Source organism: Ferdinandcohnia sp. FSL W7-1320 (genome assembly GCF_038050315.1).
Taxonomy (GTDB): Bacteria; Bacillota; Bacilli; order Bacillales; family Bacillaceae_L; genus Ferdinandcohnia; species Ferdinandcohnia aciditolerans.
On sequence record NZ_JBBPAM010000001.1, the window covers coordinates 1,258,596 to 1,283,868 of the forward strand.

The window sequence follows — 25,273 nt, forward strand, 5'->3', positions numbered from 1 at the left end:
TTGAGGTGATGAAGGGGATTGGGGTTAAATATTTGTTACAAAAACCCTTTCATCGAGGTAATGAAGGGGATTGCGCTGAGGTAATTGTTGTTCAACCCTCTTCATCGAGGTAATGAAAGGGATTGGGGTTAAGTATTTGTTGCCCAACCCTCTTCATCCAGGTAATGAAGGGGATTGCGCTGAGGTAATTGTTGTTCAACCCTCTTCATCGAGGTAATGAAAGGGATTGGGGTTAAGTATTTGTTGCCCAACCCTCTTCATCGAGGTAATGAAGGGGATTGCGCTGAGGTAATTGTTGTTCAACCCTCTTCATCGAGGTAATGAAAGGGATTGGGGTTAAGTATTTGTTGCCCAACCCTCTTCATCCAGGTAATGAAGGGGATTGCGCTGAGGTAATTGTTGTTCAACCCTCTTCATCGAGGTAATGAAAGGGATTGGGGTTAAGTATTTGTTGCCCAACCCTCTTCATCGAGGTAATGAAGGGGATTGCGCTGAGGTAATTGTTGTTCAACCCTCTTCATCGAGGTAATGAAAGGGATTGGGGTTAAGTATTTGTTGCCCAACCCTCTTCATCCAGGTAATGAAGGGGATTGGAGTTAAGTATTTGTTGCCCAACCCTCTTCATCGAGGTGATGAAGAGGATTAGACTGAAGTATTTGTTGCCCAACCCTCTTCATCGAGGTAATGAAGGGGATTGGGGTTAAGTATTTGTTGCCCAACCCTCTTCATCGAGGTGATGAAGGGGATTGGGGTTAAGTATTTGTTGCGAATTCCTTTTCATCAAGACGATGAAGTCCCCACCGTCCAAGAGTTCACAACGTAAAGTCCTTCATCAAGTCGATAAAGTCCCCACCGTCCAAGAGCTCACAACGTAAAGTCCTTCATCAAGACGATGAGGTCCCCACCGTCCAAGAGCTCGCACCGTAAAGTCCTTCATCAAGACGATGAAGTCCCCACCGTTCAAGAGCTCGCACCATAAAGTCCTTCATCAAGTCGATGAAGTCCCCACCGTCCAAGAGCTCACAACGTAAAGTCCTTCATCAAGACGATGAAGTCCCCACCGTCCAAGAGCTCGCACCATAAAGTCCTTCATCAAGTCGATGAAGTCCCCACCGCCCAAGAATTCCCACCGTAAAATCCTTCATCAAGTCGATGAAGTCCCCACCGTCCAAGAGTTCGCACCGTAAAGTCCTTCATCAAGACGATGGAGTCCCCAACGCCCAAAAGATCACACGGAAAAGTCCTTCATCAAGACGATGAAGTCCCCACCGTCCAAGAGTTCACACCGTAAAGTCCTTCATCCGGTCTTATGAAGTCCAGAACGCAACGCAAGAGCCGCCAGTCCTTCATCACCATAGCCACCGTAAAAACCACTACCTATTATTCTTCCCCGCCCGTATTATGAGCCCCGTATTGTTGGTTTGTAGATTGTGTTTTTCCGCTTCGCGCTCTTGTATCAGGACCAGCATTTCCCTTTACACTTGCTGCACTAACCGCGCGTTTAGATGGATTTTTATCAACTTTAGCCATTTGATTCACCTCCAGTTATTAGAATCACCTGAATCTCAACTTTCAATGCGAAATCGAAAGAAAACCAAAAATTGTTTGTTGAATATATTGCGAAAATTAAAATATTGCTTTATATTTAGATATAAAGGAACTCATTCTTTTGGATGTTCAAAAATCCATCAGCTGAATTTGAATAGGGGATATTTTTTTTGAAGCGAAAATGAATGAGTGTTCATTCAAATGTTCAAAAAGCATAAAAGGAGGAAACTGTGAATGATCCAAAGCATTAAAAGAGCTGCAGTTCTTGGTTCGGGAGTTATGGGATCGGGTATTGCTGCTCACTTAGCTAATCTCGGAATACCTACATTACTATTAGATATTGTTCCTCGTGAACTTTTAGAAGTAGAAAAAAAGAAAGGGTTTACATTAGAGGATAAACAAGTTCGAAATCGTCTGAGTGATTCAGCAGTCCAAAAGTTGTTGAAACAAAAGCCAGCTCCGCTTACTTCTAAAGAAAATATCGCTCTAATCACAACTGGAAACTTTGAAGATGATATGGAAAAGCTTTCGGAAGTTGACTGGATAATTGAAGTGGTTGTTGAAAACCTTGAAATTAAGAAAAAGGTTTTTAGCCTAATCGATAATGTAAGAAAGCCAGGAAGCATTGTGAGTTCAAATACATCTGGTATTTCGGTTGAGGCTATGGCTGAAGGACGTTCAGAAGATTTTCAGAAACACTTTTTAGGAACACACTTCTTCAACCCACCTCGTTATTTAAAATTGCTTGAAGTGATTCCAACAAAAAACACAAGCCCAGAAGTACTTTCTTTTATGAAAACATTTGGAGAGGATGTACTTGGAAAAGGTGTCGTTGAAGCAAAGGATACACCAAACTTCATCGCAAACAGGATTGGAACATATGGGTTGCTTGTTACCGTTCGTGAAATGCTAAAAGGCGGATATAGCATAGGAGAAGTAGACTCAGTTACAGGTCCAATGATTGGACGTCCGAAGAGCGCAACATTCCGTACTCTCGATGTTGTTGGGCTAGATACATTTATACACGTAGCCAATAATGTTTATGAACAAGTTGAGGGAGCAGAAAAAGAAGTTTTCGATGTTCCTGACTTTATGAAAGTCATGTTGGAAAAAGGATGGTTGGGAAGTAAATCAGGGCAAGGTTTCTTCCTGAAAAAAGGTAAGGAGATTTTAGAATTAAACCCTGAAACTCTCCAATACCAAGAGAGAAAAAAGCTACAAACTCCAGTTACTGCTTCCATAAAGCAAGTGAAAGGAACAGCTAATAAGTTAAAGACACTATTATACGCAGAGGATCGTGCCGGAAAGCTTTTATGGAATATTACCAGCCCAGCACTTATCTATTCAGCCGCTCTTTTAGGTGAAATTGCAGATGATATCGTTGCTATTGATGAGGCAATGAAGTGGGGCTTCGGTTGGCAATTAGGTCCATTTGAAACGTGGGATGCAATCGGCCTTGAAAAATCTGTGAAGAAGATGGAAGCAGAAGGTGCCCAAGTGCCAGAGTGGATTAAAGAAATGATAGCAAACGGACATACTTCGTTCTATAAAAAAGAAAATAACTCTGTTTCTTATTTCCATAACGGAGAATACAAAGCAGTTAAGGTAAATCCAAAGAATATAAATATCAAGACATTTAAAGAAACAAATGGCGTCATTAAGAAAAATAGTGGTGCTAGTTTAATAGATTTAGGAGATGATGTAGCACTTCTGGAATTCACATCACCAAATAATGCAATTGGATTCGATATTATTCAGATGATCAATCACTCGATTGATGAAGTGGCAAAAAACTATAAAGGCTTAGTGATTGGTAACCAGGCGAAAAATTTCTGTGTCGGTGCTAACCTAGCGATGATCTTAATGGAAGCCCAGGATGACAATTTTTATGATATCGAACTTGTTGTTCGTCAGTTCCAACAAGCGATGATGAATATTAAATATAGTGAAAAACCAGTGGTCGTAGCACCATTTGGCATGACACTTGGTGGAGGAGCAGAAATCTGTTTACCTGCTGCCAAGGTTCAAGCATCAAGTGAAACCTATATGGGGCTAGTAGAGGTTGGTGTAGGTGTAATCCCTGGCGGTGGTGGAAATAAAGAACTTTACCTTAACCATCTTCAAGGAATGCCATCAGGAGTAGAGGTAAATCTCCAAAATGTCGCAAACAAAGTTTTCGAAACAATAGCAATGGCGAAGGTTTCAACATCAGCCGATGAAGCACGTGCAAATAACTTCTTAACAAAAGAAGACGGCATAAGCTTCAATGGAGATCATCTCATCCATGATGCGAAAAAATCAGTGTTAGCATTATCTGAACAAGGGTACAAAGCTCCAGTACGTAAGAAGGTACCGGTTGTTGGTGAGTCAGGATACGCAACCTTGTTATTAGGTGCACAAGCAATGAAATACTCTGGTTACATTTCAGACCATGACCTTAAGATCGCGAAAAAACTTGCTTGGGTACTTGCAGGTGGAAATGTTCCATATGGTACTAAGGTAGATGAACAATACTTATTAGACCTTGAACGTGAAGCATTCCTTAGCCTTGTCGGTGAGCCAAAGACGCAAGCTAGAATGCAACACATGCTTGTAAAAGGAAAACCATTACGTAACTAATAAGCATAGATAAAAGGTAAAAGGGAGGATGAAAAGATCCGAGAAGGTCGAGGAACGATAGCGGCGAGGACCGGAGCGTATGGATTAATACGTGAGGACCGTAGGGGCAGAGTGACGAAGAGATTCGACAGAGATTTTTATCCGTACTTTTACCTTCCTTAAAAAGTTAGGAGGGAATGTGTTGAGAGAAGCAGTCATCGTAGCGGGTGCGAGAACCCCTGTTGGAAAAGCGAAAAAAGGTACACTAGCAAATGTAAGACCAGATGATTTAGGAGCACTAGTAGTTAAAGAAACATTAAAACGAGCGGGTAATTATGAAGGGAATATTGATGATTTAATCATCGGATGTGCAATGCCTGAGGCAGAACAGGGCTTAAATATGGCAAGAAATATAGGGGCATTGGCAGGATTGTCACATACAATTCCGGCAATTACGATTAATCGTTATTGTTCATCTGGACTTCAATCTATTGCCTATGCAGCAGAAAAAATTATGATAGGACATTCTGATACCGCAATTGCTGGTGGAGCAGAATCTATGAGTCTAGTACCAATGATGGGCCATGTTGTCCGTCCAAATGCGAGGCTTGCAGAAACAGCACCTGAATACTATATGGGAATGGGCCATACAGCAGAGCAGGTCGCTGTAAAATACGGTGTAAGTCGTGAAGATCAAGATGCTTTTGCTGTAAGAAGTCATCAAAAGGCAGCTGCAGCTATTAAAGCTGGTAAGTTTGTGGATGAGATAGTTCCAGTAGACGTACCTTTTCGTCATGTGGATGTAAATAATAAATTAGTAGAAAAACATATCCTTTTTTCTCAAGATGAAGGTGTCCGAGAAGATACGAATCTTGAAGTGCTTGCAAAACTAAGACCAGCTTTCTCAGTGACAGGTTCAGTAACAGCAGGAAATGCTTCACAAACAAGCGATGGTGCAGCTGCTGTAATGGTAATGGACCGTGAAAAAGCAACGAGCCTTGGCCTGACTCCATTCGTGAAGTTTAGATCGTTTGCCGTTGCTGGAGTTCCACCAGAAGTTATGGGTATTGGTCCAGTTGCAGCGATTCCTAAAGCACTCAAAAATGCAGGTCTTGAGCTCTCAGATATAGGGTTATTTGAGTTAAACGAAGCATTCGCGTCTCAATCTCTTCAAGTTATTCGTGAATTAGGACTTGATGAAGATAAAGTAAACGTAAATGGTGGCGCAATTGCACTCGGACACCCACTTGGATGTACTGGAGCAAAATTAACTCTTACATTGATGCATGAAATGAAGCGACGTAATGTACAGTTTGGTGTTGTAACAATGTGTATCGGTGGCGGTATGGGAGCTGCCGGAGTGTTTGAATTATTAGCTTAAAAAGTAAGGCTAACAAAGAGTTAGCCTCTGAATAAAACTTTTAGGGGGAAACCAAATGTCAAATGCAACTGATAAAGTCGTTTTAGGTGGGGGCTTTTTGATCGAAGATTTAGAAGCGGACCGTGTCTTCACACCAGAAGATTATACAGATGAACATAAAATGATCGCAAAAACTACAGAAGACTATATTGCAAACGAAGTTTTGCCACAGGTTGAGTATCTTGAAAACCATGAATTTGATCGCTCAGTAAAATTATTGAAAAGCGCAGGGGACCTTGGTCTTTTAGGTGTAGACGTCCCAGAAGAGTATGGTGGATTAGGTCTAGACAAAGTAAGCTCTGCTTTAATTGCTGAAAAAATGGCAAGAGCAGGCGGATTTTCTATTTCACATGGAGCACATGTTGGAATTGGTTCACTTCCAATTGTTCTTTTTGGTAATGAAGAGCAAAAACAAAAATACCTTCCAAAATTAGCTACAGGTGAGCTACTAGCAGCGTATGCGTTAACAGAACCTGGTTCAGGTTCCGACGCTCTAGGTGCAAAGACGACTGCAAAATTAAATGCAGAAGGGACGCACTATGTATTAAATGGTGAAAAGCAATGGATTACAAATGCAGGCTTTGCGGATGTATTTGTTGTCTATGCCAAAATTGATGGCGATAAATTTTCGGCATTTATAGTTGAGCGTGAGTTTCCTGGTGTTTCAACAGGTGCTGAAGAAAAGAAAATGGGAATCAAAAGTTCCTCAACACGTACACTAATTCTCGAAGATGCACTGGTACCAGTCGAAAACCTTTTAGGTGAAGTCGGTCGTGGTCACGTAATTGCATTTAATATTTTAAATATCGGTCGTTATAAGCTAGGTGTAGGTGCGGTTGGCGGTGCTAAAAGTGCATTTGAACTAGCTGTAAAATATGCAAACCAACGTCAACAATTTAAAACGCCAATTTCAAAGTTTGGCCTTATCCAAGAAAAATTAGCGAATATGGCATCAAAGATATATGCGGCTGAATCTAGCGTGTATCGTACAGTTGGTTATTTTGAAGACCGTATGGGCCAATTATCCGAAGAAGAAGTAAAGAATGGTAAAGAAGTTGCAAAATCAATTGCTGAATATGCAATTGAGTGCTCAATTAATAAATTCTTCAACACTGAAGTGTTAGACTATGTCGTTGATGAAGGTGTTCAAATCCATGGTGGCTATGGATTTATGCAGGAGTACGAAATCGAAAGAGCATACCGAGATTCTCGAATTAACCGTATTTTTGAAGGAACAAATGAAATCAACCGTCTACTTGTTCCTGGAACATTCCTACGTAAGGCATTAAAAGGGGAATTGCCTTTACTTGAAAAAGCTACACAGCTACAAGAGGAGCTAATGATGCTGATGCCTGAAGAGGTGGGCGAGGGCGTTCTAGAACAAGAGAAATTTCTAGTTCGCAATGCGAAGAAGATTGGCCTTATGATAGCTGGGCTTGCAGCACAAAAATTTGGTCCTAAACTTGAGAAAGAACAAGAGATTCTTGCAAATATTGCCGACATTGCTGCAAATATTTATGCGATGGAATCTGTCGTTCTTCGTACAGAAAAAGCAATCAAAAAATCAGGTGAAGATAAAAATCAACAAAAGATCCTTTATACTCAAGTATTTGTTCAAGAAGCATTTAATGAAATTGAAGCTCATGCTAAAGAAACACTTGTTGCAACAGAAGAAGGTGATGTTTTACGGATGATGACATCTGCACTCCGTAAATTAACTCGTCATACCCCTGTAAATGTAATTGCGAAAAAACGCGAAATTGCGGCAACACTTATCGAGGCTGAAAAATACACTGTGTAATTCCCAACTTGAACGGCTAGAAAAAGCTCCTATAATAGGGGCTTTTTTTCTTGAAGTAAGAGGGTTTTTTCTTTTTTTAGCAGGATAAACGAGAAATGAGTCGAAATTATTCTTGGGAATCTAGAGAATCGTTGTTATTTCAAAATTTTATATGTTAAAATATTTGGGGAGTATGTTGTAGGGGTGGTGAGAATATGGCTTTAACATTTTACTGGTATCCAAAATGTGGAACCTGTCGAAAAGCGAAAAAATGGCTTGAAGAACATCAGGTTACCTTTGAGGACATACATATTGTGGAGAATCCCCCATCAAAAGAGCAATTAAAAGAAATGTACCAAAAAAGTGGATTGGAAATAAAGAAATTCTTCAATACAAGTGGTCAAAAATACCGTGAACTTGGATTGAAGGACAAAATTGGTACAGCCTCCGAGGATGAATTGTTAGAACTTTTAGCCTCTGATGGAATGCTAATTAAGCGCCCACTCACTAGCGATGGTAAGAAGGTAACTGTTGGTTTTAATGAGGCTCAGTTTGAAAGCACTTGGGCAAAATAAATCGGATGAAAGACCTTAATAAGGACTTTTACATAATCCATTTTATTGAGACTATTCATCAAAATGGACACTAATTATTTCATAATATCGAATTAATGGAGGGTACAAGATGAGCACGCCAAAAGAATTACGTTATTCTGAAGAACACGAATGGGTGAAAGTCGAAGGGGAAAAAGTACGCATTGGGATTACTGATTTTGCACAATCTGAGTTAGGTGATATCGTATTCGTTGAACTACCAGAGATAGGCGATGAAATACAAGCAGATGAGCCATTCGGTAGTGTTGAATCTGTTAAAACGGTTTCTGAACTTTATGCGCCTATCAGCGGTAAAGTTGTAGAAATAAATGAAGACCTTGACGACAGCCCAGAATTCGTAAACGAATCTCCATATGAAAAAGCTTGGATGATCGTAATTGAGCCTGCAAATGCTGGTGATATTGAAAATCTAATGACAGCTGAACAATATGAAGAAATGATAAAAGAAGACTAAGATTTCTATAAAAAGAGCCGAAAACAGGAAAAAGTTCCTATCGGCTCTTTTCTTTTTTTATCCCTACAAGGACAATGACAAACAGAATGAAGTTTCTCTTAATGGACACTCTAAAATTAAATACCGATGGAAGGGTGTTCGTAATGGTATTGAAACATACTCGAATTGAAGTGACTGACCGAGTGGTTGGAAAGCTTGGAGATAATGAAATGAAATTATATGTTGAAAAAGAACAAATCGGAAAGATCCGTTTTACAAATGAAGGGGCTCAATATGAATTAAAGCAGGGATATGAGCAAGAAGAGAGCAAAATTTTCACATATGCTGATATACCTTCTAACCCAGATATGAAATATGTCGATTGTGATGATGAAAATGGTTGGTGTTAAGACAGTGGTTACCCACTGTCTTTTTTTCCCTATTGTTTCCTTATGATTCACCAAATTATATTCTTCGCTATAAAATGAAGGAAAAGCAGTTGTATACATCGAAGAAGTATATATCAGATTAATGTACACTTGAAACAAGGTGATGAAATGGTGGCTTTTGACGATAATGAAAAAGTAATCATTGTTGAGGGGAGAACAGATAAAAAGAAAGTCGAAGCGGTTGTGAATGAACCAGTTGAGATTATTTGTACTAACGGAACGATTAGTATCTCCAAACTGGACGAATTAATTGAGCATTTGTTTAATAAAGATGTTTATATCTTAGTTGATGCCGACCGTGCAGGAGATAAGCTTAGAAAACAGTTTAAACGCGAGTTTCCAGAAGCACGGCATTTGTTTATCGATAAAATGTATCGGGAGGTTGCGACTGCCCCTGAACAACATATTGCTACGGTACTACTTTCAGCAAACATAGATGTGCACGCTGAATACTTACTTTAGGCCAAGCGTGTATCCTATACTTTTTCAATAATTATGGTAAAATAAACAACAATTAACAAGATAAAAGGTTGTTGTAAAGATGAAGGAATGGAATGAACACGAAATTGATACTCACCTCACGAACACGGGGGAGTTTTGGCTTTATTTATTCACTCCGATGTGCGGAACCTGTCAGGTAGCTTCGAAAATGATGACTGTCGTCGCTGAATTGTTACCAAACGTAATAATCGGTAAGAGCGATCTTAATTATTTACCAAAGAAAGCAATCAATTGGCAAATTGAAAGTGTTCCTTGTTTAATGCATGTAAAAGAAGGAAAAGTTGCGCAAAAGTATTATGCCTTTCACTCAGTTCCTTACTTGGTTGAAATCTTATCAAAAACATAAGCCCAGGAATGGATATCAGCATTCTTGGGTTTTTTTATTGAATGTGCTATGCCTTACAATTTTCTACCCAAGGAAAATTTTAAACATATTACCTAAAACAACTCCGTTTATCGTGCTTCTTTGTACTCATACTAAAAAGAGTACTATAAAAAAGGGAAACTCATGAATTGGAAATTTCCTAAAAGTTGGGGGAGACATTCATGGAGTCAATATGGCTTGAATATGCCTGGGCATTGTTAATCCTAATTGGTTTGGAAGGGTTATTATCAGCGGACAATGCTCTAGTTCTAGCAATCATAGCCAAGCATTTACCTGAAGAACAGAAAAAAAAGGCAATCAATTACGGAATACTCATGGCTTTTGTTTTCCGTTTTGGAGCACTTTTTGCTATTTCCTTTATAGCAAACGTTTGGCAAATACAAGCGATAGGGGCAGCTTATCTTCTTTATTTAGGATTAAAGCATATCATCCAAGCAAAGTTTGGTAAGGAAAATAAGGACATTCATAAGGATGATGAAAAAGAATCTGCTGGTAAAGGATTTTGGCCAACTGTAGGAAAAATTGCATTAGCGGATCTTGCTTTTGCTATTGATTCAATCTTAGCTGCGGTTGCTCTAGCCCTTGGTCTTCCAGAATCACCTCTTGGCAATTTCGGTGGTATGGATGGAGGGCAATTCATTGTTATTCTTCTTGGGGGTATTGCTGGCCTCGTATTGATTAAGTTTGCTGCAACTTGGTTTGTGCAACTTCTTGAGAAGCGACCTGCATTGGAAACAACCGCATATGCAATTGTCGCCTGGGTCGGTGTCAAACTTGCTGTAATTACCCTTGCTCATGAGGATATTGGTATTTTAGACCATGATTTCCCGCATAGTACTGTTTGGACAATTATCTTCTATGGAGTATTAGTTGGCATTGCACTACTCGGTTGGTTTGCACCAAGTAATAAGAAAACGCTTCAAGAAGGCAATGCATAAAAAAAGCGAAAGAATAATGTCTGTTTAACTGCGATAATCCAATTGGGTTATCGCTTTTATTTATTTTAAAAATATACATCATTTTTGTATTCGGTATATTGCAATTTGTCTAAAAAGTTGTATGATATTTAGGGAGTCGAAATATCATATTTATCACATAATTATAGGAGCACATATGAGCATTGTCACCGGATGGAAAACGCAATATAAAGCATACAATCAAAACATCAAACGATTTATCCTAGCAACTGTTTTTACACAATTAGGCATGGGTATGTACACAATCATGTATAACTTTTATGTAAGAGAGCTAGGTTACTCCGAGCAAACGAACGGAACAATTATTGCAATGACTGCTTTAGCATCTGCCTTAATTCTCGTACCCGCAGGGCTTATGAGTGATAAATTTGGCAGAAAGAAAGTGATGGTTCTTGGAGTTGCGATTTCTACATTCGCCTTTTTTGCTAGAAGTATACTAGAAATTGATCAGTTACTGATTGGAACTGCATTTATTACAGGGGTGTCGACTGCATTTATTCAAGTATCTGGAATCCCGTGGTTAGCGGAAAACTCCACATCTTCACAAAGGGTTCACCTTTTTAGTTTTCATTCAGCAATCATGATGGCCGCACAAGTAGTAGGAAATATTGCGGGAGGGGCATTTTCTGATGCCTTTCAATTTATCTTTCATTTGAGTGGACTTTGGAGTGTAAGAATCACATTATTAATTGCAACTATCATTTATATGGCTGGTATTTTACCGATACTTAAAATGAATGAACAGCCAAGGAAACAACCTGAGATTAAAACAGTGGCGTCATTTAGGCAGAAGCTGCGAACAAATAAATCACAAATAAAGTTAATTGCGATGTTTGCATTTGCTCAAATGATCATAGGGTTTGGATCAGGATTAGTTATTCCTTACCTAAATTTGTATTTTGCTGACCGGTTTTTAGCAAGTAATACAGTAATTGGTCTCATTTTATCATTGGGACAAGCAGCAACAGCGATCGCGATGATTATTGGACCAGCCATTGTTAGTAAGGTAGGAGAAGTTCGAGCAGTTGTTTATCTACAACTATCATCATTGCCTTTCCTCTTGCTGACAGGGTATACCGAAAATCTTTACATAGCGGCCATTGGCTTTTTATTTAGACAAGCCTTAATGAATGCAGGAAACCCGATCCAAGCATCTCTTGTTATGGGGCGGGTTGATGATTCTATGAAAGGACTGGCCAACTCTGTTAACCAAATGGTATTTTCATTAGGCTGGGCTTTAATGGGGCCAATATCAACCTCGATTGTGATGCTGTATGGTGCTTATTGGGGCTATGCTTATGTTTTTACAATTACATCTGTCTTATATTTAATAGGTTCTCTCTATTTCCTATTTGTTTTTACTGGGAAATCCTTTCAGAAAGAGGAAAAACAAATCGCGAAAATATCTTAATATGTCGTATTTCCCGGGAAAAATGGACGAATTTTGTAGCATTAACATGAATGTTTAATTAGTGTTGTCGATTTTCACAAAAAATACAAGTAATTTGGAATATCTTGTTTTTTCAAAATATTTTCATTGACTTGTGAATGAAAAAGGGTTAACATCAAATTAATCATAAAAGTAAAAACTTAATAGTTTATCTTATCAAGAGTGGTGGAGGGAATGGCCCTATGAAACCCGGCAACCGGTATTTACACGGTGCTAAATCCAGCAGGCTTTTTTTGCCTGAAAGATAAGAAGAGAGACCATACATACAACCTCTTCTTATCGAAGAGGTTTTTTTATTTAATCAAAGAGGGAGAGATTAATATGAGTGAAAAACAAAAAAATTTCAGACCAGAAACGATTGCAATACATGGGGGTCTTGAGGCAGATCCAGTAACCGGTGCTAGAGCAGTTCCTATCTACCAATCAAATGCGTTCAAATTTAATACTACTGAACATGCAGCAAATCTCTTTGGATTAAAGGAAAACGGTTATATTTATACTCGAATCCACAACCCAACTACTACTGTTTTTGAAGAAAGAGTAGCTCAATTAGAAGGTGGAGTAGGTGCATTAGCAGTTGCTAGCGGAATGGCAGCCATTACGACTTCAATCCTTAACATTGCGGGAGCAGGAGATGAGATTGTATCTGCTTCTACTTTATACGGTGGAACGTATAATCTATTTGCTAATACTCTACCTAAATATGGAATTAAAACGCATTTAGTAGATCCAAAAAATCCTGAAAATTTCCGTCAAGCAATAACACCAAATACAAAAGCAATCTTTGCTGAAACAATCGGAAACCCTAGCTTAGATATACTAGATATTGAGGCAGTTGCTAACATTGCTCATGAAGCAGGTATTCCACTAATTGTTGACAATACTTTTGCAACACCATATTTATGTAGACCAATTGAGCATGGAGCAGACATTGTTATCCATTCAGCTACAAAATGGTTACTAGGTAATGGAACAACCATGGGTGGAATTATAGTAGACGGAGGTAAATTCGATTGGAATTCACCAAAGTTCCCTGGATTTACAACTCCAGATCCTAGTTATCATGATTTAGTCTTTGCGGAAGCATTGGGACCAGTAGCCTTTATAATTAAAGCAAGAGTTCAACTACTACGTGATTTAGGTCCAGCTATTAGTCCATATAATTCATTCCAATTCAATTTAGGTTTAGAAACATTGCATGTTCGAATGAAGGAGCATATTGCGAATACGAAAAAAGTTGTTTCTTATCTTAAAAATCACCCTGGGGTTGAATGGGTGTTGTATCCAGGTGAAGAGGACCATCCAAATAAACAACTAGCTGATAAATATTTACCAAAAGGTGCAGGAGCGGTAATTGTATTCGGTATTAAAGGTGGAAGAGAAGCTGGCGAAAAGCTAATCAATAGTGTTGAGCTTTGGTCACATGTTGCAAATGTAGGAGATGCAAAAAGCTTAATTATTCACCCTGCTAGTACTACACACCAACAATTGAGCCCAGAAGACTTAAAGGCATCTGGTGTATCAGAGGACTTAGTCCGCTTATCTGTTGGTATTGAAAATGTGGAAGATATTTTAGAAGATTTAGAGCAAGCCATTAAAGCTGCAAATGGAACCAGTTCAGCCTTATCAGTGCCGACTGCATAACTGAAAAATTGTTCACAATATTTTCGTTGACACCCTTATATAGAGATGATAAGATTACTCTCGTGTTGTTTTAGTATGATAATAAAAATTAAATAAATCTGATAACTCTTATTTAGAGTGGTGGAGGGATGTGCCCGATGAAACCCAGCAACCGTCAACGTCTGTTGAAAAGGTGCCAATTCACACAAAGCTTTGGGCTTTGGAAGATGAGAGGAAGGAATCACAAAATTGTGCCTTTCTGCTCGTTTTTGCAGAAAGGCATTTATTTTTATATGCGTGGCATATTTGAATAATTATTATCTTTATTTATTTACATTATCGCATACACTAAACATAGTTTTCTCTGAATAGAAGGTGTGACAACGTGATAACACTAAAAAATGTTAAAAAGATTTATCAAACAAATACAAATTCTGTAACAGCAGTTAACAATATTGACCTTCAGATAAATGAAGGTGAAATTTTCGGAATCATTGGATACAGTGGCGCGGGTAAAAGTTCACTCATCCGTTTATTGAATGGGCTTGAAACTCCAACAGAAGGGAATATTTCTGTTGCTGGTCATAATATCACGTCCATTAAAGGAAAAGCATTACGTGATGCTCGTAAAGAAATAAGTATGATCTTTCAGCACTTTAACCTACTATGGTCGCGAACAGTTAGGGAAAATATCTCCTTTCCCCTGGAGATTGCAAAGGTGCCAAGAACTAAAAGAGAAGAACGGGTAAATGAGCTTATTAAGCTTGTAGGACTGGAAGGAAGAGAAGATGCTTACCCATCACAGCTAAGTGGTGGTCAAAAGCAAAGGGTTGGAATTGCAAGAGCACTTGCCAATAATCCGAAGGTTTTACTATGTGATGAAGCAACATCTGCATTAGACCCTCAAACAACTGACTCTATTTTGGACTTGCTAGTTGATATTAATGAGCGTTTAGGGTTAACAATCGTATTAATTACCCATGAAATGCATGTGATTCGTAAAATCTGTCATCGAGTTGCAGTAATGGAAAATGGGAAGTTTGTTGAACAGGGAAGAGTGCTTGATGTATTTAAAAAGCCTCAAGCCAACATTACAAAACGCTTCGTTCAGCAAGTGACAGAGCCTGAAGAAACAAAAGAAACGGTTGAGAATTTATTAGATCGTTATCCAAATGGAAAAATGGTTCAGCTTAGCTTTGTTGGTGAAGATGCTGAAATGCCATTAATTACAAGATTAATCCGAGATTTTAAGGTGGAAGTGAATATTTTACAAGGGAAAATTTCACAAACCCAAAATGGATCTTATGGAACATTATTTATACATCTTGATGGTGATGCTAATGAAGTCACTTCAGCCATCGAATTTATTCGACAACAACGAGTAGAAGCTGAGGTGATTGAAAATGCTTGAACAATTTCAAGAATTACTTAAATGGGAAAAACAAGTTAATGATTATCAAGCACTCAATTGGGGGAATCTTTGGGAAGCAACTTTAGAGACTTTATACATGACCTCAATCTCCGTGCTTGCTACTTTTATAATTGGTTTATTTTTAGGTTTAGTTCTCTTTTTAACAGATAAAGGAAATGCATGGGAAAATACAGTGGTGAATCGGATTGTATCTGCATTTGTTAATATTTTTCGTTCCATACCATTCATCATCCTGATTGTCCTATTGATACCTTTCACGAAAATTATGATGGGTTCCATGCTAGGACCAAATGCTGCGTTACCATCTTTGATTATAGGGTCAGCACCGTTTTATGCCAGAATGGTTGAAATTGCTTTGCGTGAAATCGATAAAGGAGTTATTGAGGCTTCTCATTCAATGGGAGCTACTAACTCGACAATCATTTTTAAAGTGTTAATTCCTGAATCTTTACCAGCCCTAATTTCTGGGATTACCGTTACTGCGATCTCATTAGTAAGCTTTACCGCAATGGCTGGAGTTATCGGTGCAGGTGGGTTAGGACATTTTGCATATTTATATGGTTTCCAGAGCAATAAACCGATCATTACATTTATTGCTACTGTTGCAATACTAATATTGGTATTTATCATTCAATTTGTGGGTGATTTCTTTACAAAACATACAGACAAGAGATAACAGGAGGAAAAACACAATGAAAAAATTACTTTATGTACTACTATTTGGACTACTTTCATTTGCCCTAGTTGCTTGTGGCGGAAATGACGATGCTGGTGATGGAGGAGACACTCAAGAAGCAGAAGGAAATAAAAAGCTTGTTGTAGGTGCGTCAGCTGTTCCACATGCAGAAGTCCTTGAACAAGCAAAACCTTTATTAAAAGATAAAGGAATTGACCTTGAAATAGAAGTTTTTACAGACTATATTTTACCGAACGTTGCATTGCATGAAAAAGAACTTGATGCAAACTACTTCCAAACACCAGGTTATTTAGACCTGCAACTAAAGGACAACCCTGACTTTGACTTTGTAAGTGTTGGAGAAATTCATAAAGAGCCTATTGGGATTTATTCTAAAGAATACAAAAGTTTAAAGGAGCTACCAGATGGTGCAAAAATTATTATGAGTAACTCTTTTAGTGACCATGGCCGTATTTTACCGATTTTTGAAAGAGAAGGTATTATCAAACTTAAAGAAGGGGTTGGCGATCAAGCAAGAGTTGAAGACATCGTCGAAAATCCAAAAAATCTAGATTTTTCTACATTAATTGAAGCAAAACTTCTTGCTACATCCTTTGAAAATGGTGAAGGAGATGCGGTTGTAATTAACACAAACTACGCTCTTGAAGGTGGAGTGAATATTGCAGAAGACGGTATTGCCTTTGAAGGTGATGATGTAGTACCTGCAAACCTCGTTGTTGTGAATAAGGGCGATGAAGATCGAGAAGAAATCAAAGCACTAGTAGAAGTGTTAAAATCTGAAGAAATTCAAAAGTTTATTGAAGAAAAATACGCTGGTGCTGTTACTGTAGTTGAATAATAACAAAAGAGGCTTGCCTATTGGTAAGCCTCTTTTCGATTTTTGAATATTCTCGAGGAAAACAAAGGAAATTGATTGAATTGTATCTCCTGTGTTCCTAGTGTTATCCATTTAGTCAAATAAGGATTGGGAGCTTTAAATACTCCGAAATCAAGCTGTTGAGGCAAAAGGATGATGGTGATAGCATTAAATATGTGCAAGTAAGCACGATAAAAAAGAAGGGATTGGTCCAATATCAATCAAATCCGTTTGAATTATACGGGCGAAATGGAAAAGGCAATGCATCAGGCACATGGGATTGGTTACAAAGATTACTGTCGAAAGTTCAAAGAGCGTATGCGGGTTGAGGTTAATCGAGAAAAGGACTATAAACAAGGTCTAATGATTATTGCTCAAATAGGCAAAGTGAACATCTAAATAGATATATTACGATTGCGAAACCCAGTGCCCACCACACTGGGTTTCTATATTATAGAATGAATTATCGGAATCTGTGAAAAATATACTGAGGATTTGAATACTTACCATTGGATAACATCTATTCTCCCTTACATATCCTTGTAATTTATGTTATCTTAATTGTTGGACAAGATTTAAATTTTTTCTTCTCATTTAATGCATAATACAACAAAACTTATATTAAAAAAATGTATCACGAGTGTGAATGTGTAAAGGTTGATATCACTTTGAATTTGATATAAGATTGTAATGAGAATAAAATGAGAATGAAGTTTTGACTTAATGTGTCAATACTATACAAAATATTTTCGTTTAATGGAGGTAGTAGTTATGGCAGGATCAACTTTAGTTATTAAGGATCTTCATGTCGAAATCGAAGGCAAGAAGATTTTAAAAGGGGTTAACCTTGAAATAAACGGTGGAGAAATTCACGCAATCATGGGACCAAATGGTACAGGTAAGTCAACTTTATCATCTGCAATCATGGGCCACCCTAAATATGAAGTAACAAGCGGAAGCATCACTCTTGATGGTGAAGATGTGTTAGAAATGGAAGTTGATGAGCGTGCACGCGCTGGACTTTTCTTAGCAATGCAATATCCAAGTGAAATCAATGGTGTAACAAACGCAGACTTCCTTCGTTCTGCAATTAATGCACGTCGTGAAGAAGGTGATGAAATTTCATTAATGAAATTCATCCGTACAATGGATAAAAACATGGAATATCTAGAAATGGATCCTGACATGGCTCAACGTTACCTTAACGAGGGCTTCTCAGGTGGGGAAAAGAAACGTAACGAAATCCTACAATTAATGATGTTAGAGCCTAAGATTGCAATCCTTGATGAGATTGACTCAGGACTTGATATCGATGCGTTGAAGGTTGTTTCTAAAGGAATTAATGAAATGCGCGGAGAAGAGTTTGGTTGCTTAATTATCACTCACTACCAACGCTTACTTAACTATATTACACCAGATAAAGTTCATGTAATGATGCAAGGACGTATTGTGAAATCAGGTGGACCAGAACTTGCACAACGACTAGAAGCTGAAGGATATGATTGGATTAAGAAAGAATTAGGAATCGAAGATGAAACTGTAGGTCAAGAAGCGTAAGCGTAAGGAGGATTATTATGACAATCGATACGAAATTACCATTTGATAAAGATTATGTCAGAGGTTTTTCGTCTACTCTTGGTGAACCAAGCTGGTTACAGGAACTTCGCTTACAAGCTCTTGAAAAAGCAGAAGACCTTCCAATGCCAAGACCGGATAAAACAAAAATTGATAAATGGAACTTTACACAATTTGCAAATCATGTTGTGGAAAGTGCACCTTATAACTCAATTGACGAACTACCTGAAGAAATTAAATCATTAATTCATGTTGAAGAAGATAAGAATATATATATTCAACGTGACAACACTCCAGCCTTTATCTCACTTTCAGATGATTTAAAAGCAAGTGGTGTTATTTTTACTGATATTCATACAGCTGCTCGTGAACATAGTGACCTTCTTCAAAAGTATTTTATGAAAGAAGCCGTCAAGGTTGATGAACACCGTCTAACTGCACTGCATGCTGCATTGGTTAATGGTGGTGCATTTGTTTATGTTCCTAAGAATGTTGAAGTGTCCGTTCCACTTCAAACTGTATTTATTCAAGAGAATGGTGCATCCGCACTATTTAACCATGTAATCGTAGTTGCTGAAGATAATAGTTCAGTTACTTATGTTGAAAACTATATTTCTACAACAGATTCTGCAAATACAGTTGTAAATATTGTTTCAGAAGTTATAGCAGGCAGCAATGCTAAAGTTACTTACGGAGCTGTTGATGCTTTAGCTACAGGAAACACAACTTACGTAACTCGTCGTGGAGTAATCGGTCGTGACAGTAAAGTTGAATGGGCTCTCGGACTTATGAATGATGGTGATACCATTTCCGAAAATATCACTAACTTAGTTGGAGACGGCTCATATGCTGATACAAAGACCGTTGTTGTAGGTCGTGGCGAGCAAAAGCAGAACTTTACGACAAGAATTACTCACCATGGTAAGAATTCTGAAGGATATATTCTTAAACATGGTGTTATGAAGGATAGCGCAAGCTCTATCTTTAATGGTATTGGGCATATCGAACATGGCGCTTCTAAATCGAATGCTGAACAAGAATCAAGAGTATTGATGCTTAGCGAAAAAGCACGTGGAGATGCAAATCCAATTTTACTTATTGATGAAGATGATGTAACAGCAGGTCACGCTGCATCTGTTGGTAGGGTTGACCCTGTTCAATTATATTACTTAATGAGCCGTGGTATTCCACAGATGGAAGCAGAGCGCCTAGTCATTCATGGTTTCCTTGCACCTGTTGTAAACCAACTTCCAATTGAAGGAGTTAAGAAACAACTTGTTGAGGTAATTGAAAGGAAAGTAAAATAATGAATATCCAAGATATTCGTTCCATGTTCCCAATCTTACATCAAGAGGTAAATGGAAAACCGCTTGTCTATTTAGACAGCGCTGCTACATCTCAAAAACCTGTTACTGTAATCGAAACGCTGGATCGCTATTATCGAGAATACAATTCAAATGTTCACCGTGGTGTTCACACCCTAGGTACAAAAGCAACTGATGCTTATGAGAATGCACGTGAAAAAGTTAGAAAATTTATCAATGCATCTTCTATTCAAGAGGTTATTTTTACCCGGGGAACAACATCTGCAATCAATACAATTGCAGCAAGTTATGGACGCGATAATCTCGGTGAGGGCGATGAGATTGTCATTACCTATATGGAGCACCATGCCAATATTATTCCTTGGCAACAAATTGCTAAACGAACAGGTGCGAAGTTAAAGTATATTCCTCTACAAGAGGATGGTTCGATTGATCTCAAGGATGTTGAAGATATTGTTACGAGTCAGACAAAAATTGTTGCTGTGATGATGGTCTCTAACGTTCTTGGTGCAATAAATCCAATTAAAGAAATTGCAGAAATTGCACACCGAAATGGTGCTGTCATGGTTGTTGATGGAGCACAAGCTGCGCCACATCTAAAAATCGATGTAAAAGACCTCGATTGTGACTTCCTAGCTTTTTCAGGCCATAAAATGTGCGGACCTACTGGTATCGGTGTATTATATGGCAAAAAAGCATTGCTTGAAAAAATGGAGCCAGTTGAAACAGGTGGGGAAATGATCGATTTCGTTGACCTATACGAATCAACATGGAAAGAGCTCCCATGGAAATTTGAAGCTGGAACTCCTATTATTGCAGGAGCAATTGGTTTAGGTGCTGCAATCGACTTTTTAGAAGATATTGGTTTAGACAATATTCTTGCGCATGAGCACAAGTTAGCATCACATGCTATCGAGCGATTGTCACAAGTAGAGGGTTTAACTATTTATGGCCCTAAGCATCGTGCGGGAGTAGTAACTTTCAATATTGAAGATGTCCACCCACACGATGTTGCAACTGTTCTAGATGCTGAAGGTATTGCTGTAAGAGCTGGACATCACTGTGCCCAACCACTTATGAAATGGTTAAAGGTATCAGCAACTGCCCGTGCAAGTTTTTACCTCTATAATACAGAAGAAGAAATTGATAAACTAGTTGAAGGACTCATAAAAACAAAGGAGTATTTCAGCAATGGATTCTAGAATAAACCTTGATACCTTGTACCGACAAGTAATAATGGATCATTATAAAAAGCCAAGAAATCGAGGAGTTATCCAAGATGGGGCATTAACAATTGATATGAATAACCCAACCTGTGGAGACCGAATTCATCTTACATTAAAAGTTGATGATGGAGTCGTTCAAGATGCTAAATTCGATGGAGAAGGTTGTTCCATTTCAATGTCATCCGCATCAATGATGACTCAAGCGATTAAAGGCAGAAAAATTGAAGATGCATTAAAAATGTCACAAATCTTCTCAGAAATGATGCTAGGAAAAGAATATGATGATAGCATTGATTTAGGAGACATTGAAGCACTTCAGGGCGTTTCAAAATTCCCAGCACGTATTAAATGTGCGACATTAGCTTGGAAGGCAATGGAAAAGGGATTTAAGAACGAACAAAATGAATCGTGATTGATTTCTCCTAACATTTTGTTATGAGGATTCCTCACATAGAATGGAGTGAAGTAGAATGGCAAAGAAAATGCCTGAAATTGGCGATTATAAATATGGCTTTGCAGATAAAGACGTTTCCATCTTCCGTTCAGAACGTGGTTTAACAAAGGAAATTGTTGAAGAAATCTCACGCATGAAAGAAGAGCCTCAGTGGATGTTAGACTTCCGTCTTAAATCCTTAGAGCATTTTTACAACATGCCTATGCCACAATGGGGTGGAGACCTTAATAGCTTAAACTTTGATGAGATTACGTATTACGTAAAACCATCTGAGAAATCCGAAAAGTCATGGGACGAAGTTCCTGAAGAAATTAAAGCAACTTTTGATAAGTTAGGTATTCCTGAAGCTGAACAAAAATATCTTGCTGGTGTTTCAGCCCAGTACGAATCAGAGGTTGTATACCATAATATGAAGGAAGACCTGGAAGAACTAGGAATTGTATTTAAGGATACAGATTCTGCTCTTAAAGAGAATGAAGATATTTTCCGTGAGCACTGGGCAAAGGTTATTCCTCCAACTGATAACAAGTTCGCGGCATTGAACTCAGCAGTTTGGTCTGGTGGATCATTTATCTACGTACCACCAGGTGTTAAGGTTGATACACCACTTCAAGCATATTTCCGTATCAACTCTGAAAACATGGGGCAATTCGAGCGTACATTAATTATTGTTGATGAGGGTGCAAGCGTACATTATGTTGAAGGATGTACTGCTCCTGTTTATACAACAAACTCACTACACAGTGCTGTTGTTGAAATCATCATTAAAAAAGATGCGTACTGCCGTTATACAACTATTCAAAACTGGGCTAACAACGTGTATAACCTAGTTACAAAACGTGCAGTTTGTGATGCGAATGCAACAATGGAATGGATCGATGGTAACATTGGTTCAAAATTAACAATGAAATATCCAGCTGTTATCCTTCGTGGTGAAGGAGCGCGTGGTATGACTCTTTCCATTGCAATTGCTGGTAAAGGTCAACACCAGGATGCGGGTGCGAAAATGACTCACCTTGCTCCAAATACGTCTTCTACTATCGTATCGAAGTCTATTGCTAAACACGGTGGTAAAGTAACATACCGTGGTATTGTACACTTCGGACGTAGAGCACATGGAGCACGTTCTAATATCGAATGTGATACGTTAATCATGGATAATCAGTCGACATCTGATACAATTCCATATAATGAAATTTTAAATGACAATATTTCATTAGAGCATGAAGCTAAGGTATCTAAAGTATCTGAAGAACAACTATTCTATCTAATGAGCCGTGGTATTTCTGAGCAAGAAGCTACTGAAATGATCGTAATGGGCTTTATCGAGCCATTTACTAAAGAGCTTCCAATGGAATATGCTGTTGAAATGAACCGCTTAATCAAATTCGAAATGGAAGGTTCTATCGGTTAATAAGAAAACTTGCAATAACTCGTTTGAGATACTCTCAAGCGAGTTATTTTTGTACATAATCGTAATAGGAGGTGACTCCATGATTTATATTGGTGTAACTGGCTGGGGTGACCACGATAGTCTATATACAGCAGGAACTACACCCAGTGATAAACTAAAAGAATATGCTGGTCACTTTCCAATTGTCGAGGTGGATGCGTCTTTCTATGCCATTCAGCCTAAACGTAATGTGGAAAAATGGCTGAGAGACACACCTGAATCTTTTCAATTCATTGTTAAAGCTTATCAGGGGATGACAGGTCATCAACGTGGAGAAATTCCATTTGAATCAAAGGAAGACATGTTTGATGCTTTTCGTTTGTCACTGGAACCTTATCAACAAGCAAATAAGCTTGCCATGGTTTTATTTCAATTTCCTCCATGGTATGATTGTAATCGAGAAAATGTAGACTACTTAAGGTGGTGCAAGCAACAGATGGGAGAAATTTCCTGTAGCGCTTGAATTCCGCCATCAATCATGGTTTTCACCACAACTAAAAAAACAAACATTACAATTTATGGAACAGGAAGGCTGGATTCATAGTATTTGCGATGAGCCACAGGCAGGCCAAGGGTCAATTCCGACAGTCCTCCATCCAACCGATAAACTAAAAACGCTCGTACGTTTCCATGGCAGAAATGTTCATGGCTGGACAAAGCCAAAACAAGGCAATTGGCGTGATGTGCGTTATTTATATAAGTATAATAAAGAAGAGCTAGAAGAATGGATCCACCATGTGCAGAAACTTAATCAATCAAGTGAGACCATCTACGTATTGTTTAATAACAATTCAGGTGGGGATGCGGCAGACAATGCTAAACAATTTATTGATATGCTCGGAATCGAATATAGAGGTTTAGCGCCGAGGCAATTAGACTTTTTTAGCTAGTAAAAACTATACTAAATTTAAATTGAAATACAAAAGTGAAGTACCTAAAGAAGAAGTCCATAGCATTTTAAACAGGCAAAAAGGAGGTGTAGGGATTGATTGAAACCGTACATATTTATCATACAAACGATCTCCATAGCCATTTTGACCGATGGCCTAAAATCACAAAATATATCACAGAAATGAGAAAACTTCATCAGGCTAACAATGAGGAAATGCTCTTAATTGATATTGGTGACCATATTGATCGCTTTCATCCAATTTCAGAAGCATCCCATGGCAAATTGAATGTGCAGCTCTTAAACCAACTTCAATACGATTATGCTACTATCGGTAACAACGAAGGAATTACGATGTCTTATGAACATCTGGATTCTTTATATGAAGAGGCAGAATTTAAGGTCTTGCTTGCAAATCTATTCGACCGAAATGGGAAGTTACCTAACTGGGCAGATCCTTACCATATTCATGTCTTGCCAAGTGGATTTAGGATAGGAATCATCGGTTTAACGGTTCATTATATGGGGCTATATAAGCTGCTCGGCTGGAACGTCAAAGATCCTTTTGTTATCCTACAAGAAACAATCAATGAATTAAAAGACAAAACAGATATGATGCTTCTGATGTCCCATTTAGGAATCAATGAGGATGAGCAAATTGCAAGAGATTTCCCAGATGTTGATGTGCTACTTGGTGGGCACACACATCATCTTTTAGAAAATGGAAAGAGAATCAATAACACACTTCTATGCTGTGCGCAAAAATACGGGAATTATATTGGACATGTTACTCTTAAAATTGATACTGAGCACAAAAAGCTCATTGAAAGTGCTGCAAGTGTAATCCCTACGAAATCACTGTCAGAAAGTAAGGAAACAACTGAAATCCTTTCAGAGTACATGGCAAAAAGTATACACACCTTACAAAATGATGTTATTGCAGAAATTGACCAACCACTTCTAAGTGATTGGTTTGCGGAAAACTCATTTTCCAAGCTTTTAGCTGAGGTCCTTCGCGAATGGTGTGCAGGAGACATATCGATGGTGAACTCAGGGCTATTGCTTGACTCGCTTCCACCAGGAAAGGTAACAAGAGAAGACTTGCATCGAATTTGCCCACATCCTATTAATCCATGTAAGGTCTGGGTTAAGGGCGATGAACTGAAGGAAATTATTTTACAAGCAAACACAAAGGAAATGGAAAACCTCCATATTAAGGGTCTAGGATTCCGTGGAAAGGTAATGGGCAAAATGGTATATGACGGCGTAGAGCTTTACACTACAAAGCTTTCGGATGGATTAGATCACATTACCGATATTAAAATCAATGGGGAGGACCTCGATCCTGACAAAACGTATTCAATTGCTACCATTGATATGTTCACATTCGGTTCACTCTTTCCTGTCATACGGGATGCAAAGGATAAAAAATACTATATGCCAGAATTCTTACGAGATCTTTTAGCTGAAAAATTAAAAAACAATTAGCAAAACGTACTAAAGATACTTAGTCAAAAGGATTAGAGAAAGATAGGTCTATGACTAGTACTATTTCAAACACAAATCACTTTCCCGTTACATAAATTAG

At 38.3% G+C, this 25,273-nt stretch carries 22 protein-coding genes, 1 pseudogene and 2 riboswitches; of the genes and pseudogenes, 22 read left to right on the forward strand and 1 reads right to left on the reverse strand.

Going from position 1 to position 25,273, the window contains the following annotated elements; translation table 11 throughout:
- Positions 1-1,380 precede the first annotated feature (1,380 nt).
- Positions 1,381-1,530, reverse strand: a complete 150-nt coding sequence (locus NST91_RS06330) for a YuzL family protein (protein WP_077619272.1) — start codon at positions 1,528-1,530, stop codon at positions 1,381-1,383.
- A gap of 252 nt (positions 1,531-1,782) precedes the next feature.
- Here NST91_RS06330 and NST91_RS06335 point away from each other — a divergent pair, with 252 nt between their 5' ends.
- The 22 genes and pseudogenes from NST91_RS06335 (at position 1,783) to NST91_RS06440 (ending at position 25,173) form a co-directional block, all read left to right on the forward strand.
- Positions 1,783-4,167 (forward strand): 3-hydroxyacyl-CoA dehydrogenase NAD-binding domain-containing protein, encoded by a 2,385-nt coding sequence (locus NST91_RS06335; protein ID WP_341330481.1) that lies wholly within the window; start codon positions 1,783-1,785, stop codon positions 4,165-4,167.
- Positions 4,168-4,348: 181 nt separating this feature from the next.
- Complete coding sequence (locus NST91_RS06340; RefSeq protein WP_341330482.1) at positions 4,349-5,527, forward strand: acetyl-CoA C-acetyltransferase; 1,179 nt, start codon at positions 4,349-4,351, stop codon at positions 5,525-5,527.
- Positions 5,528-5,582: 55 nt separating this feature from the next.
- Positions 5,583-7,367, forward strand: coding sequence for an acyl-CoA dehydrogenase FadE (locus NST91_RS06345; RefSeq protein WP_341330483.1), 1,785 nt, complete (start codon positions 5,583-5,585; stop codon positions 7,365-7,367).
- A gap of 194 nt (positions 7,368-7,561) precedes the next feature.
- Complete coding sequence (locus tag NST91_RS06350) at positions 7,562-7,921, forward strand: arsenate reductase family protein (protein WP_341330484.1); 360 nt, start codon at positions 7,562-7,564, stop codon at positions 7,919-7,921.
- Between the two features lie 109 nt (positions 7,922-8,030).
- Complete coding sequence (gcvH, locus tag NST91_RS06355; protein ID WP_341330485.1) at positions 8,031-8,414, forward strand: glycine cleavage system protein GcvH; 384 nt, start codon at positions 8,031-8,033, stop codon at positions 8,412-8,414.
- Positions 8,415-8,557: 143 nt separating this feature from the next.
- On the forward strand, positions 8,558-8,803 hold the full coding sequence (locus tag NST91_RS06360; protein ID WP_341330486.1) for a YusG family protein: 246 nt from the start codon (positions 8,558-8,560) through the stop codon (positions 8,801-8,803).
- A gap of 147 nt (positions 8,804-8,950) precedes the next feature.
- Positions 8,951-9,304 carry a toprim domain-containing protein gene (locus NST91_RS06365; RefSeq protein WP_121446229.1) on the forward strand — a complete coding sequence of 118 codons (354 nt, stop codon included), beginning with the start codon at positions 8,951-8,953 and terminating at the stop codon, positions 9,302-9,304.
- Between the two features lie 79 nt (positions 9,305-9,383).
- Positions 9,384-9,689 (forward strand): thioredoxin family protein, encoded by a 306-nt coding sequence (locus tag NST91_RS06370; RefSeq protein WP_341330487.1) that lies wholly within the window; start codon positions 9,384-9,386, stop codon positions 9,687-9,689.
- 200 nt (positions 9,690-9,889) lie between these two features.
- On the forward strand, positions 9,890-10,666 hold the full coding sequence (locus NST91_RS06375) for a TerC family protein (protein WP_341330488.1): 777 nt from the start codon (positions 9,890-9,892) through the stop codon (positions 10,664-10,666).
- 49 nt (positions 10,667-10,715) lie between these two features.
- Entirely contained in the window at positions 10,716-12,116 is a 1,401-nt protein-coding gene (locus tag NST91_RS06380; RefSeq protein WP_341333495.1) for an MFS transporter, read from the forward strand.
- Between the two features lie 189 nt (positions 12,117-12,305).
- Positions 12,306-12,406: riboswitch (SAM riboswitch) on the forward strand.
- Positions 12,407-12,476: 70 nt separating this feature from the next.
- Positions 12,477-13,799, forward strand: coding sequence for an O-acetylhomoserine aminocarboxypropyltransferase/cysteine synthase family protein (locus NST91_RS06385; RefSeq protein WP_341330489.1), 1,323 nt, complete (start codon positions 12,477-12,479; stop codon positions 13,797-13,799).
- 105 nt (positions 13,800-13,904) lie between these two features.
- Positions 13,905-14,012, forward strand: a riboswitch (SAM riboswitch).
- A 151-nt stretch (positions 14,013-14,163) separates the two neighbouring features.
- Positions 14,164-15,189: a methionine ABC transporter ATP-binding protein gene (locus NST91_RS06390; RefSeq protein WP_341330490.1), complete on the forward strand. Its 1,026-nt coding sequence runs from the start codon at positions 14,164-14,166 to the stop codon at positions 15,187-15,189.
- A gap of 97 nt (positions 15,190-15,286) precedes the next feature.
- On the forward strand, positions 15,287-15,886 hold the full coding sequence (locus NST91_RS06395) for a methionine ABC transporter permease (RefSeq protein ID WP_246006403.1): 600 nt from the start codon (positions 15,287-15,289) through the stop codon (positions 15,884-15,886).
- A gap of 16 nt (positions 15,887-15,902) precedes the next feature.
- Complete coding sequence (locus NST91_RS06400) at positions 15,903-16,745, forward strand: MetQ/NlpA family ABC transporter substrate-binding protein (RefSeq protein WP_341330492.1); 843 nt, start codon at positions 15,903-15,905, stop codon at positions 16,743-16,745.
- Positions 16,746-17,012: 267 nt separating this feature from the next.
- On the forward strand, positions 17,013-17,162 hold the full coding sequence (locus NST91_RS06405; RefSeq protein ID WP_341330493.1) for a YuzK family famiily protein: 150 nt from the start codon (positions 17,013-17,015) through the stop codon (positions 17,160-17,162).
- A gap of 372 nt (positions 17,163-17,534) precedes the next feature.
- Entirely contained in the window at positions 17,535-18,320 is a 786-nt protein-coding gene (gene sufC / locus NST91_RS06410; protein ID WP_341330494.1) for a Fe-S cluster assembly ATPase SufC, read from the forward strand.
- Between the two features lie 17 nt (positions 18,321-18,337).
- Complete coding sequence (gene sufD, locus NST91_RS06415; protein WP_341330495.1) at positions 18,338-19,645, forward strand: Fe-S cluster assembly protein SufD; 1,308 nt, start codon at positions 18,338-18,340, stop codon at positions 19,643-19,645.
- On the forward strand, positions 19,645-20,865 hold the full coding sequence (locus tag NST91_RS06420; protein WP_341330496.1) for a cysteine desulfurase: 1,221 nt from the start codon (positions 19,645-19,647) through the stop codon (positions 20,863-20,865). The genes sufD and NST91_RS06420 overlap by 1 nt, the downstream gene beginning before the upstream one ends.
- Positions 20,855-21,301 carry a Fe-S cluster assembly sulfur transfer protein SufU gene (gene sufU, locus NST91_RS06425; RefSeq protein ID WP_121446219.1) on the forward strand — a complete coding sequence of 149 codons (447 nt, stop codon included), beginning with the start codon at positions 20,855-20,857 and terminating at the stop codon, positions 21,299-21,301. The genes NST91_RS06420 and sufU overlap by 11 nt, the downstream gene beginning before the upstream one ends.
- Positions 21,302-21,359: 58 nt before the next feature.
- Positions 21,360-22,757, forward strand: a complete 1,398-nt coding sequence (gene sufB / locus NST91_RS06430) for a Fe-S cluster assembly protein SufB (RefSeq protein ID WP_121446218.1) — start codon at positions 21,360-21,362, stop codon at positions 22,755-22,757.
- Between the two features lie 79 nt (positions 22,758-22,836).
- Positions 22,837-23,686, forward strand: a pseudogene (locus tag NST91_RS06435) (DUF72 domain-containing protein).
- Positions 23,687-23,781: 95 nt separating this feature from the next.
- The gene (locus tag NST91_RS06440; protein ID WP_341330497.1) at positions 23,782-25,173 is read left to right on the forward strand and encodes a bifunctional metallophosphatase/5'-nucleotidase; all 1,392 of its coding nucleotides are present in this window, start codon (positions 23,782-23,784) and stop codon (positions 25,171-25,173) included.
- The last annotated feature ends 100 nt before the right edge of the window (positions 25,174-25,273 follow it).